A 13073-nucleotide genomic window follows, 5' to 3' on the forward strand; every position below is an offset into this window, starting at 1 on the left:
CATGGACCGCAGCCTGGTTCTACGGCGCGCATTCGGTTTCATCATGTTGAGCGCGGTGCTTGGCATGATGGCGGCCGATCTGGGGGCCCAGGACGGCGGAGCCGACGTGAACCGCGGCCAGGCGGTTTATGAACGGCATTGCCTGGCCTGCCATGGCGTCAGCGGCCGGGGTGACGGCCCTGAAGCTGCCTCGTTGGGGACGAGGCCGGCGAATTTTCATCGTGCCGTCTCGATGCTGAAGTCTGACGAAGAACTCCTGCGCATCATCGAGTACGGCGTGGTCTTTAGCCCGATGCATGCCTGGCAAGGGAAACTGACGGAAGACGAACTGCAGGAAGTGTTGGCGTATATCCGCTTCATTTCCCAACAAGTCCCATGAGCCCATCGCTCACCCGCTGCTGTGAAAATAGCTGGCAGCACATTCGACCTCCTTCGGTGTCCTTCACTCTACTCTATGATGAGAGAGAAGTTGGAGCTACTGGCTACTTGTCAACTACTCGCTATATGTGATGTGCTGTGGGCTATTTTTAGACAAGCTACCGGCTTGACACCGCATTGAGGCGACGAATACCATCGGGCTCGCCCGCGCGGGCGAGCGCCGTCCCTCATCAACACGGATCCAGCACGATGATCTTTCCTCTGCGGACATGGTGGAGTCAGCTCCAAGTCCAGCAGAAGCTCTGGCTGATTCTCATCGGGTGTTTTGTCCCCGTGCTCGTCGCGCTAGCCGTGCATCTCGCCTTCGTGCGTCATCTGCTGCAGCTCCAGGAGAAGCGGCATCAAGTCCACCTCGCGCGCGAGCAGATCGAAGTCCTTCGTCGCCTGGCGGTCGACGCCGAAGACGCCTTCCGCGGCTACCTGCTCACCCAGCAACCGGCGTTCCTGACCCCTCTCCAGGAAGCGCAGGCGGACCTGGAGCCGGTGCTGGCGCGCACGCTGCGCCTGGTCGCGCAGGTCGACGGGGTGCCGCCCGAAGCGGTGCGCCGGGCCGGCCGACAACTGCAAGCCCTGACCGAGTCCAAACACACCCTGATTCAACGGCTCCAACAGGGGCATCGGGAGGAGGTGTTGGCCTACGTGCGATCGGGGCAAGGGCTCACGTTGTCAGATCGCGTGCGGCAGGACCTGCGGACCCTGGAGGGCTATCTCGACCGCGAACTGGCCCGCCTGACCGCCGACCAAGAAGGCGTCACCCATGTGACCTTCTGGGGCTTGCTGGGTGCGCTCGCCGGGGGGCTGGCGCTCGGCGCGCTGGGCGGGCGCCTGCTGGGGCAATCCATTACCCAGCCGCTGGCCGTGCTGCGTGCCGCCGTCGAGCGCTTGGGCGAGGCGCAGGCCGCGGACGCGCCGCTCCCGGCGATTTCCGTGCAATCGCTGGACGAGATCGGCCAGTTGGCGCGCGCCTATGAGGCGATGGCGCATCGGATCCGTGCCCACATCCGCGAGCTCGAAGCCCTCATCGCCACCGGGCACGACCTCAACACCATCGGCCCCGACGGCCTCGACGGCTCCCTGCGACGGATCGTCGACCGCGCCGTGGACTTGACCCAAGCGGATGTCTGCCTGGTGCTGCTGCGCCACGAGCCGATGGGCTGCTGGGTCGTCGAGGCCGCCTCCGGGGCGTGGAGTGACACCCTGCGCAAGTCCGTTATGCTGTGGGAGGAATTCCCCGTCGCGGTGCGAGCCTTCGACGCCCGCGAGCCGGCGATGGGCCATGAGTTGCGCCGCGACCACCGCCCCCAAGTGAGCCGGCGCAATCTCATCGGCGACAGCGTGCTGGCGATCCCGCTGCTGGCCCAGGGGGCCCCCTTCGGCGTGCTGCTGCTGCTGAAGGAAGAGGATCGCGGCCCGGCTGGCTGGAACGTGCGCTTGGCGCAAGGGTTGGCGCAAGAGGCGGCCTTGGCCATCGCCAACGCCCGGCTCTACGAGCAGGCGCACCAGAAGCAGAAGGACCTGGCCGCGCGGCTGCGGCAGTTGGAACACCTGGCTGAAACCCTCGCCCACGACCTCAAAGCGCCCGGCAAACGCATGGGCAGCCTCGCCGCGCTGTTGCAGCAGGAGTACGGCGCCGCGCTCCCCGCTCCGGCGGCGCGGTGGCTGGCCTTGATCGAAGAGAACGCCCGGGAGCTGGAGGCGCGGGTGGAGAGCCTGCTGACGGTGGCCCGGGTCGGCGCCCGCGCGAGTGCCGTAGAGGCGGTGGACGCGGCGACGGTGGTCCACGACGTGCTGAAAGCCCGCGCGGGAGAACTGGAGGCGCGCGGTGCCCGGGTCGCGGTCAGCCTGGCGGTGCCGCCCGTCGCCTGCCATGGCGCCTACCTGCGCCAGGTCTTCGACAACCTGCTGTCCAACGCGCTGAAGTTCGCCCGGCCGGAGGCGGCGCCAGCGATCACCATCCAGGCGGACTGCCGCGACCACCGGGTGTGGTTCGCGGTGCGCGACAACGGCGTCGGCATTCCGCCCGAACATCGGGAGCGGGTCTTCCAGCCGTTCGTCCGGTTGCGGCCGGACCAGGCCCCGGGCAGCGGGATCGGCCTGACCATCGTCCAACGCATCGTGGAACTCTACGGCGGACAGGTGCGCATTGACGCCAATGCCGACGGCCCGGGCTGCACCGTGACCTTCTCCCTGCCGGTGATCGGCGACATGACCACTTTCCCCCATGCTGTATTGGCTGGATCGGAAACGGGAGGAGCAGCCATGGGCGGGCGAAGCGAACCGTGACGTGTTTGACGCTGCGGGAAAGAAAAGTGAAAACAGCGTGACTCGCGGAAATGGAAGAAGGCAAACCCGCCGGTCATGCGCGTCGCACGGCAACCTGGAGGGAGAATTGTTCGCTGCCCGCTGTTAGGTTCTATGGACATAGAACAGTCGCCAGAAAGGACCTGCTGAGATGCACTCCCTGGTAGATCCTCAACTACTCGTCAAGAAGCCCAAGGCGCCTTTTACCGTCTTAGTGGTCGAAGACAATTCCGCCGATGCGGAGATGCTCCTGCACGCGCTCGAGCAGGCCAACCTCAAAACCCTGGACGATCACCTCGACGTCGAAGTCCGCGCGACCGCGGAAGGCGCCCTCCAATTGCTCAATGAGCGGACGGTGGATCTGGTCCTCACCGACTTGATCCTGCCCGCCATGGACGGCCTCGATCTGGTCAGCCACCTCCTGGAGCTCGACCGCCACCTCCCGGTCCTCGTCGTGACCTGGATGAACACGGTGGACCTGGCGGTCGAGGCCATGCGGCGCGGCGCCTTCGACTATGTCCTCAAACCCCTCAATCCCACCGACCTGGGGATGCGGCTGCATCGCGCCATCCGCTATTCCGAGATCCTGCGGCGCACCTCGGCCTTCGAACGGATGGTACGCCACGACCTGGAGACCGGCAGCCTGGTGGGCGTCAGCGCGGCCTTCCAGCGCGTCCTGCGCCAGGTCCGCGAAGCCGCCCAGGTCCGCTCCACCGTGCTCATCACCGGCGAGACCGGCACCGGCAAAGGGCTTATCGCCCGAGCCATCCATGAACACAGCCGCGAACGCGCCAAGCCCTTCCAGGTCATCGACTGCGCGACCATCCCGGAGGGCACCATCGAAAGCGAACTGTTCGGCCACGTGCGCGGCGCCTTCACCGGCGCCAGTACCGACAAGCCGGGGCTCATCGAACTGGCCCATGGCGGCACCGTGTTCCTCGACGAAATCGGCGAGCTGCCGCTGGGCCTGCAAGCGAAGCTGCTGCGCGTGATCGAGGAGAATGAAGTGCGGCCCGTTGGCGGCACGCGGGCCAAGCGGGTGGACCTGCGCATCATCGCCGCTACGAACCAGGACCTGGCGGAGAAGGTCAAACAGGGCGCGTTCCGCAAAGACCTCTACTTCCGTCTGGCCGTCGTGCATATTCCGGTGCCACCCCTGCGGGAGCGGACCGAGGACATCCCGGTGATCGCGCGCCACCTGTTGGATCGGCTCGGGCGCGAGATGGGGAAGCCGCGGTGCTACTTCGACGCTGCCGCCATCGACGCATTGACAGCCTATCCCTGGCCGGGCAACGTCCGCGAACTGCGCAACGTCGTCGAGCGGGTGGTCATGCTCGCAACGTCCGACAAGATTACGCGCGCCGACGTGAAAACCCTGCTCCCTACCGGTCAGGCGAGGGTTTTCTTGGACGATCCGTATGCCGATCTGACTTACATGGAGGCCAAGCGCAAGGCGCTCACCGCCTTCATCCGAGCGTTTCTCCGATCCAAACTGGCCACCAACGGGGGCGTGATTACCAAGGCGGCGGAGAGCAGCGGCATCTCGCAACAACATTTTTCCCTTCTCATGAAACGACACCTCGGGGGAGCCGACGGCGACGGCTCTTGACCTTTGCTGACCGTGGCGAACCCTTGTGTGAGGTTTTGGTAATGCAGACCCCGCTCTGATCGGACCATAAAGGTTGCAGGATAGTCGGACATTTCTTAAAGGTGACAGAGCTCTCCGGTATTCTTCTTCTCCGCAACGCGACCACCGTTTTTTATTCTGCAAAGCACTTGCACATATTTCGATATGTACTTCCAACTCATTGCTTTTCCACATTTTGTTTATCTCTTAGTAACAGTTACATATAAAAATATGAATTCCTAACCCGTTCTCCTATTTTCCCTTCCCTTTCTTTCTCTTTGTCCTCTTTCACAATCTCTATTTTTTCAACAAGTTCAGACGTTTTCTGTGTTTTGAACTTCGGTGAAGCCGCCCTGGCAACTTCCTTGCTCAGAAACCAGCCTGCCGAGAAGAGTTGTGAGAACTGGACCGGTGCGCCGGAGGAAGGAGGTGATCGCGGATACCACCTGCACGGTCAACGGACTGTGACAAAGCGAAGACAGTGAAGTTCTTAGAGTCATCGCAGCAAGGGAGGTACTAACGATGTATTTGTCACGTAGACAGTTCTTAAAAGTCTCAGCGGGGACGGTCGCCGCGGTGGCCCTGGCTGACAAGGCCTTGGCCTTGACGGCCCTGCAGCCGGTCATCGAGGTCGGCAACCCCCTGGGCGACTATCCCGATCGGTCCTGGGAGCGGGTCTACCACGACCAGTACCGCTATGACTCCTCGTTCACCTGGTGCTGCTCCCCCAACGACACCCACGGCTGCCGTGTGCGCGCCTTCGTCCGCAACGGCGTCGTCATGCGGGTAGAGCAGAACTACGACCACCAGACCTACGAGGACCTCTACGGCAACCGCGGCACCTTCGCCCATAACCCTCGGATGTGCTTGAAGGGCTATACCTTCCACCGGCGGGTGTACGGCCCCTATCGGCTGAAAGGGCCCCTGATGCGCAAGGGGTGGAAGGAATGGATGGACGCCGGGGCGCCGGAACTCACGCCACAGGTGAAGAGCAAGTACAAGTTCGACGCCCGCTACCTGGACGACATGCTGCGGGTGTCCTGGGACACGGCCTTCACCTATGTGGCCAAAGCCATGATCATCATCGCCCAGCGCTACAGCGGCGAGGCGGGAGCGCGGCGGCTGCGCGAGCAGGGCTATCCGCCGGAGATGATCGAGATGATGAAGGGCGCGGGCACCCGCTGCTTCAAGCATCGGGCGGGCATGCCAGTGCTCGGCATCATCGGCAAGATGGGCAACACCCGGATGAATGGCGGCGTGAATGCGCTGCTGGATGCTTGGATCCGCAAGGTCGGCCCGGAGCAGGCGCAGGGCGGCCGCTACTGGTCGAACTACACCTGGCACGGCGACCAGAACCCCTCGGATCCGTGGTGGTGCGGTGCCCAGGCCTCCGACATTGACCTCTCGGACATGCGCTTCAGCAAGATGAATACGAGCTGGGGCAAGAACTTCGTCGAGAACAAGATGCCGGAAGCCCACTGGAAGCTGGAATCCATCGAGCGCGGCTGCCGGATCGTCGTGATCACACCGGAATATAACCCGACCGCCTACCGGGCGGATTACTGGATTCCGGTCCGCAATAACTCGGACGGCGCGCTGTTCTTGGGCGCGATGAAGATCATCACGGACGAGAACATGCACGACGTTGACTTCCTGAAAGAATACACGGACTCGCCGCTCCTGGTCCGCAGCGACACGTTGCAATACCTCGATCCGCGCGACGTGATTGCAGACTACAAGTTCCCGGACTTCTCCAAGAGCTATTCGGGCCGGGTACAGTCGCTGAAGCCGGAGCAGATTGAGCGGCTCGGCGGCTTCATGGTCTGGGATCTGAACAAGAACCAGGCGGTACCAATTCACCGCGAGTTGGTCGGGTATCACTTCCGGCAGACCGGCATCGAGCCGGCCTTGACCGGCACCTACCGGGTGAAATTGCTCAACGGCCGGGAAGTGGACGTGCTGCCGATCTGGCAGATGTACCTGATCCATTTCCAGGACTATGACCTGGATACGGTACACCAGATCAACCGGGCGCCCAAGGACCTCATCGTCCGATGGGCGCGCGATGCCGGCACGATCAAGCCACATGCGATTCACAACGGAGAAGGCACGAACCATTACTTCCACATGACGGCCGCCTCCCGCGCGGCAGCCATGGTGCTGATCATCACCGGCAACATGGGCAAGTTCGGCACAGGCCAGCATACCTGGGCTGGCAACTACAAGGCGGGGATCTGGAACGCCACCCCGTGGTCTGGTGCCGGGATCGCCGTCCACACGGGCGAGGATCCCTTCAACATCACGTTGGATCCCGGCGCCCACGGCAAGGAGATCAAGACCAAGTCGTACTACTATGGTGAGGAAGTCGGCTACTGGAACCATGGTGACACGGCCTTGATCGTCAACACGCCGAAGTACGGCCGCAAGGTCTTCACCGGCAAGACCCACATGCCCAGCCCCAGCAAGTTCCGCTGGGTCACCAACGTCAACGTGCTCAACAACGCCAAGCACCACTACGACATGGTCAAGAACGTCGATCCCAATATCGAGTGCATCGTCACCCAGGATATTGAGATGACCTCCGACGTCAACCATGCCGACGTGGCCTTCGCCTGCAACTCCTGGATGGAGTTCACCTATCCGGAGATGACGGCCACGGTGAGCAATCCCTGGTTCCAGGTCTGGAAAGGCGGCATCCGGCCGCTGTACGACACCAGGAACGACCTGGACACCTTCGCAGGCGTCGCGGCCAAGTTGAGCGACATGACGGGCGACAAGCGCATGCGCGACTACTTCCACTTTGTCTATACCAACCGCGTGGACGTATACGTGCAACGGCTACTGGATGCCAGCTCAACGGCCTATGGCTACAGCGCAGACGTAATGCTGAAGTCGGAGAAGGGCTGGATGGTGATGACGCGCACCTATCCGCGGCATCCTTTCTGGGAAGAGGTCAACGAGGCCAAGCCCATGTGGACGCGGTCGGGCCGGTTCGAGAACTACCGGGTGGAGCCGGAGGCCATCGAGTACGGCGAAAACTTCGTCGTGCACCGCGAAGGCACCGAGGCCACGCCCTATCTCCCGAATGCGATCTTCACCACCAACCCGTACGTCCGGCCGGACGACTACGGCATTCCGATCACCGCCCAGCACCATGACGACAAGACGGTGCGCAACTTGAAGCTCCCCTGGCAGGAGATCAAGCGGCATGCCAACCCGTTGTGGGAGAAGGGGTATCAGTTCTACTGCGTCACCCCCAAGACCCGGCATCGGGTGCACAGCCAGTGGTCGGTCAACGACTGGGTGCAGATGTACGAGTCGAACTTCGGCGATCCCTACCGCATGGACAAGCGGACGCCGGGGGTCGGCGAGCACCAGTTGCACATCAACCCGCAGGCGGCCAAGGACCGCGGCATCAACGACGGCGACTACGTGTACGTGGACGGCAACCCGGTGGACCGGCCCTATCGCGGCTGGAAGCCCTCGGATCCCTACTACAAGGTCGCCCGCTTGATGATCCGCTGTAAGTACAACCCGGCCTTCCCGTATCACTGTACGATGGCGAAGCACGCGCCGTACGTGGCGACGGCGAAGTCGGTGAAGGGGCACGAGACGCGGCCGGACGGCCGGGCGATCGCGGTGGATACCGGCTATCAGTCGAACTTCCGGTATGGGGCCCAACAGTCCTTTACCCGGAACTGGCTGATGCCGATGCACCAGACGGACAGCCTGCCGGGCAAGCACGCCATCGCCTGGAAGTTCAAGTGGGGCTACCAGGTAGACCACCACGCGATCAACACGACGCCGAAGGAGTGCCTCATCCGCATCACCAAGGCGGAGGACGGCGGCATCGGCGCGCGGGGGCCGTGGGAGCCGGTGCGCACGGGCTTCACCCCGGGCCAGGAGAACGAGTTCATGATCAAGTGGCTCAAGGGCGAGCACATTAAGATCAAGGTGTAGGCCCATGACCCGAGTTCCGGGCCCCGTCGCCCGCAAGGGGACGGGACCCCGGAGCCGGGACTGGGTGGCGGAGGACGGATCACGGAAAACGGAGGACACCATGCCGGAAGTCTATAACTGGCAACTGGGCCGCAAGATGCTCTATCCCTACGAGGAGCGGCATCCGAAGTGGCAGTTTGCCTTTGTGTTCAACATCAATCGCTGTCTGGCGTGCCAGACCTGCTCGATGGCGGACAAGAGCACCTGGCTGTTCAGCAAGGGGCAGGAGTACATGTGGTGGAACAACGTGGAGACCAAGCCCTACGGCGGGTATCCCCAGTTCTACGACGTGAAGATCACGCAACTGATCGAGCAGGTCAACCCGGGGGGCCAGGTGTGGAACGTGCGGGTGGGCCGCAAGCACCATGCGCCCTACGGGGTGTTCGAAGGGATGACGATCTTCGACGCCGGGGCCAAGGTGGGCCAGGCGGCCATCGGCTACATCCCGACGGACCAGGAGTGGCGGTTCGTCAACATCTACGAGGACACGGCCACCTCGATGCGGGCCATCGTGGAAGGCATCGACAAGACGGGGTTCTCGCGGGACGAACCGTGGAAGATGACCGGCAGCAGCCTGCCGGAGCATGAGACGTTCTTCTTCTACCTGCAGCGGATCTGCAACCACTGCACGTATCCGGGCTGTTTGGCGGCCTGCCCGCGCAAGGCCATCTACAAGCGGCCGGAGGACGGCATCGTGTTGATCGACCAGAACCGCTGCCGGGGCTACAAGAAGTGCGTGGAGCAGTGCCCCTACAAGAAGCCGATGTACCGGGGCACGACGCGGGTGAGTGAGAAGTGCATCGCCTGCTATCCGCGCATCGAGGGCAAGGACCCGCTGACGGGTGGCGAGCCGATGGAGACCCGCTGCATGGCGGCCTGCGTGGGCAAGATCCGCCTGCAGAGCCTGGTGCGCATCGGCGAGGACGGCCTGTGGGCGGAGGACCGCTGGCACCCCTTGTATTTCGCCATCCGCGTGGAGCAGGTGGCCCTGCCCCTGTACCCGCAGTGGGGCACCGAGCCCAACGGCTACTACATCCCGCCGCGGCACAGCCCGCGGGGCTACGCGCGGCAGATGTTCGGGCCAGGGGTGGACAACGCGATCGAGAAGTACCTGGTGCCGAGCCGGGAACTGTTGGCGGTGCTGCAACTGTGGCGGGCCAGCCAGCAGATCATCTTCCGCTACGACGTCATTCCGGGCCCGAAGGTGTTTGAGACCCAGATCCACGGCAAGCGGTTCGAGATGTACAACGACACCGTGCTGGGCTTCAACAAGTCGGGCAAGGAGGTCGTGCGGCAGCAGGTGGAGGAGCCGATCTACATCCGCCCGGCCGAGCGCGTGAACTGGCTGTAACCCCCACGCCGGTTCCGATGGAGCACCCCTGGAGAAGGACCCCGGCACAGCGGGGTCCTTCTCCCGTCGGTCCCCAAGGGGACAAGGAGCAGACAGGAGGGGCTCCTTGTCCCCTTCCTTTTGCCTCGGTTGACTCTCGCTTGCACGGAGTGACGCGATGCGCGGGCTTATTCCCCGTCCTACGCTCGGCCAGGTGGCGGTCAGTCTCCTGATCGCGCTGGCCGGGTTCCTTGCCGCCCAGACCCTCACCCAGGTCGATCGGGACCTGCGCGTCCTTTACACGGAATATACCCTCGCGGCGGCAGACTTGGGCCATGTCTCCGGCGACCTCATCCGCTACCGCAGCACCATCTTGCGCGCCCTGGAAGCCCCGACGGCCCAGGAGGCGGAACGGATCCTCGCCGCGTTGCCCGGGCAGCGGACGCGGGTTCTCCGCGCCCTCGACCGCTATGCCGCCGCCAGCCGGCAGGTCGCCCGCGGCGGCCCCGCCGCTACCGCGGCCTTGCAGGCCTTGCGGACCCAGGTCGAGACCTACTTCGCCGACGCCGACGAGACGGTCCGCTTGATCCGGCGCCGGTGGACCGCGACCCGCCTGGCAGAGGCCGCCGCCTGGCAGGAACAGGCCGAGCAGCACGCCGCGGCCCGGGCCGGCACCACGTTGATCCAAGTCAGCGTAGCCTTGGATCAGGTGTTGGACGGCGTGGCGCAGGTGGCCGGCGCCCTGTACGAGGACGGAGCGCGCACCACCCGGCGGAGCAGTCTCCTCCTGGTCGGAGGAAGCCTGACCTTGATCGCCCTCGTACTGTTCGGGTCACGGGCTCCCGCCTCGGTGCGTCCTCTTCTTCGAGAGACCTCTCCCTCGATGCGAGACGGAATCCCAACGAATGTCGCCTCTCAGTTGAATCACTGTGAGGATTCACCGGCGCCAGATCCGAAGAAATCCCGCTATCAGGAAGCACCCTCGTGGACCGGTGATCAAGGACCGTGAACGTCGCGTCTTCAGCGCGTTCCCCGAAGACAACGGACAGCGGATCAGCCATGCCCACAGCAGATCTCGTATCGCTCACTCGGCATTTCTTCCATCGCCTTGAAGATGGCGGTTCGTTCGCTGTCTTCTAAGACCTTATCGATGGCGGGATACAGAATTCGCTCCTCTTTCAGATTATGTGAAGCGAGGACCGCCAGCAGTCGCTCTTCCTCTTGATCGCTCTCCGGATTTTGTGCCTTCACTTTCTCGTGAAGAGCCTCCAGTAGCACTCCGATCTGCCGATGCTCCGTACGCATCACCTGCGTGGGTCCAGCTTCGGTGAGACCGGTTTTTTGTTCCCAGATTGGAAACAGTAGGTCTTCCTCCCTGACGATGTGCCGCTGCAGGCCGAACTTGAATTGCTTGAAAGCCTCTTTGGCCTTCGGATAGTCGCTTCGCTTCAGCTCCCGAAACGATTTGAACAGCTCGTCGAGCCGGTCATGATCCTCTTCGAAATAGCTCCGTATCGTGCTCTCGGTCATGGCTCACTCCTTTCTTTTCTTTCAACGATGAGCGATCTACTCCTTGTGACAGGCCGAGCAAGCACAGAGGGCTGATGTGTCCGCATGGACTCGCTCTCGGAGGTCACCGCCCTCATTCATCGCCGCCGAGTTCTTTGGTAAGCGCACGGTTTCGGGGCTCGTGCTCCTCTGCAGTTTCGCCTTCTGATCGGGCTTGCCTTACAGTTTTCGCTCTGCTATCGGGCAATGATCATGCCCTGCCCCCCACACTACTGGAAAGCGATGATTGTTCCATTAAAACGGGGGGTTGAGTTGGTCGACAGGGAAAAGGACCGGCAGGAATCGGGGACAAACACCCCAACGGTCCAGGGGGTATTGATGCAAAACGCCACGCTTCGAGCGAGCGGCCCGAGCCGTTTCTTCTGTTCCGGCACGGAGACTGGGGAGGACGCTGACAAATATCCGAGCGAATGGGCTATTGCCCTAACATGAGTCCTATAACTCTCGACTGGTCGCTGGGTTGCTATTCAAACACAAACAATCCTCATGCCAAGGAGGACTCGGCTTTTCCTCAGTCACACCTCCTTGGCTTCCAAAGCGATGACGCCTGTCCGGTCATCGTAGGTGAGCAATTCGGCATAGCGCCCCCAGGTAACCAGCGTGGCAAGCTGACGGTCGGCTTCTTCCGGCGCGAACTCGAGCTCCAGGGCCGTGTGGACCATGTCCCAGGTCAATGCCTGTCGCTCCGACGCCTTGAGCAAATGGACGAGCCATTGGAACATCGGCAGACGTCGCAGGCGGCTGGCGAAGATCTCTTTCCTCGCCAGAATACTCGCTTCCGCGAAGGTCTCCCCCAGCGGAGTCAGCGTGATGTCCCCCTCCGCAATCGCGGCAAAGCCCAGCAGGGTGGTCGCATCCGTCAATTCCAAGAAATGCTTGGTGTCCATCTTGAGTTCTTCGGCCAACCGGAAGAGGTCGGCGCGATGACCGGGAATCTCGGTCAGATGCTCAACTAAGCCCGCCAAATCGTGAATCGTGATCGCCGGCAGACCTCGAATATAGCCCGGCTCGCCGGCTGCCGCAGCCGGTAATCCGCGCACAGACGGCGCTTGCGTCGCCAGCAGCCCATAGACTTCATCGACGAGCGCGAGGAACGCGGTGGTTTTGTGTCGTCGAGGATAAGGCAAATCCACAGGCAGCTCCGTCACCACTCGCCCGGGCGCCTTGGCCATGATCACGATCCGGTCGGCGAGGAGCACGGCTTCTTCGATATTGTGCGTGACCATCAGGATGGTTTTCGTGGGGATCTTCCCGCTCGTCCAAAGTTCCAACAGTTCCCGCCGCAAGGCTTCCGCACTGAGCACATCGAGGGATGAGAAGGGTTCATCCAGGCAGAGCAATTCTGGTTCGACCGCCATGGCCCGGGCAAACCCTACTTTCTGTCGCATCCCACCGGACAACTCCCGCGGATAGGCCGACTCAAACCCATCCAACCCGACGCGGTCGAGCAACTCCGTGGCGCGGGCCGTTCGCTCTACCGGCGGCACCCCTCTCGCTTTCAGCGCGATTTCCACATTCTGCTGCACCGTCATCCAAGGAAACAGTGCGAAAGTCTGAAAAACCAAGGTCACATGGGGGTTCACGCCGTGCATCGGCTGCCCCCGATAGAGCACATGCCCCTCCGTAGGCGGCAGAAGACCGGTCAGAATCCGCAACAGGGTGCTTTTTCCGCATCCAGAAGGTCCCACAAGCACCACGAACTCTCCCTCGTGCAGGCGCAGACACGCGTCCTTCAGAGCGGTGAACCGCTCCCTCCCACCGAAGACATGCGTAACATGCTGGAGTTCAAACAACGGACTGCCGGTCACA

General features: G+C 62.7%; 8 protein-coding genes. 6 read left to right on the top strand and 2 right to left on the bottom strand.

The features are described from left to right. Position 1: 1 nt before the first annotated feature. The 6 genes from ACWHTU_RS16440 (at position 2) to ACWHTU_RS16465 (ending at position 10704) form a co-directional block, all read left to right on the top strand. Positions 2-379, top strand: coding sequence for a c-type cytochrome (locus ACWHTU_RS16440; protein ID WP_447860484.1), 378 nt, complete (start codon positions 2-4; stop codon positions 377-379). A 248-nt stretch (positions 380-627) separates the two neighbouring features. Beyond that, entirely contained in the window at positions 628-2721 is a 2094-nt protein-coding gene (locus ACWHTU_RS16445) for an ATP-binding protein (protein WP_447860485.1), read from the top strand. A gap of 169 nt (positions 2722-2890) precedes the next feature. Beyond that, positions 2891-4348 (top strand): sigma-54-dependent transcriptional regulator, encoded by a 1458-nt coding sequence (locus tag ACWHTU_RS16450; RefSeq protein WP_447860486.1) that lies wholly within the window; start codon positions 2891-2893, stop codon positions 4346-4348. 540 nt (positions 4349-4888) lie between these two features. Continuing rightward, a complete protein-coding gene (locus ACWHTU_RS16455) occupies positions 4889-8326 on the top strand; it encodes a molybdopterin-dependent oxidoreductase (protein WP_447860487.1) in 3438 nt (1145 codons plus the stop codon). 4 nt (positions 8327-8330) lie between these two features. Further along, positions 8331-9716, top strand: coding sequence for a 4Fe-4S dicluster domain-containing protein (locus ACWHTU_RS16460; RefSeq protein WP_447860488.1), 1386 nt, complete (start codon positions 8331-8333; stop codon positions 9714-9716). Between the two features lie 157 nt (positions 9717-9873). Next, positions 9874-10704, top strand: coding sequence for a hypothetical protein (locus ACWHTU_RS16465; RefSeq protein WP_447860489.1), 831 nt, complete (start codon positions 9874-9876; stop codon positions 10702-10704). A gap of 44 nt (positions 10705-10748) precedes the next feature. Here the strand turns inward: ACWHTU_RS16465 and ACWHTU_RS16470 are convergent, their stop codons facing one another. Both ACWHTU_RS16470 and ACWHTU_RS16475 read right to left on the bottom strand, forming a co-directional pair. Continuing rightward, positions 10749-11225, bottom strand: coding sequence for a hemerythrin domain-containing protein (locus ACWHTU_RS16470; protein ID WP_447860490.1), 477 nt, complete (start codon positions 11223-11225; stop codon positions 10749-10751). 554 nt (positions 11226-11779) lie between these two features. Beyond that, positions 11780-13072, bottom strand: coding sequence for an ABC transporter ATP-binding protein (locus ACWHTU_RS16475; protein WP_447860491.1), 1293 nt, complete (start codon positions 13070-13072; stop codon positions 11780-11782). Between the last annotated feature and the right edge of the window lies 1 nt (position 13073).

It is taken from the genome of Nitrospira calida, assembly GCF_976986435.1.

Bases quoted from the DNA above. Each gene is read 5' to 3' on its own strand.
- ACWHTU_RS16455 (WP_447860487.1), top strand. From the start codon at position 4,889: ATGTATTTGTCACGTAGACAGTTCTTAAAAGTCTCAGCGGGGACGGTC.
- ACWHTU_RS16465 (WP_447860489.1), top strand. From the start codon at position 9,874: ATGCGCGGGCTTATTCCCCGTCCTACGCTCGGCCAGGTGGCGGTCAGT.
- ACWHTU_RS16460 (WP_447860488.1), top strand. From the start codon at position 8,331: ATGACCCGAGTTCCGGGCCCCGTCGCCCGCAAGGGGACGGGACCCCGG.
- ACWHTU_RS16440 (WP_447860484.1), top strand. From the start codon at position 2: ATGGACCGCAGCCTGGTTCTACGGCGCGCATTCGGTTTCATCATGTTG.
- ACWHTU_RS16445 (WP_447860485.1), top strand. From the start codon at position 628: ATGATCTTTCCTCTGCGGACATGGTGGAGTCAGCTCCAAGTCCAGCAG.
- ACWHTU_RS16450 (WP_447860486.1), top strand. From the start codon at position 2,891: ATGCACTCCCTGGTAGATCCTCAACTACTCGTCAAGAAGCCCAAGGCG.
- ACWHTU_RS16470 (WP_447860490.1), bottom strand. From the start codon at position 11,225: ATGACCGAGAGCACGATACGGAGCTATTTCGAAGAGGATCATGACCGG.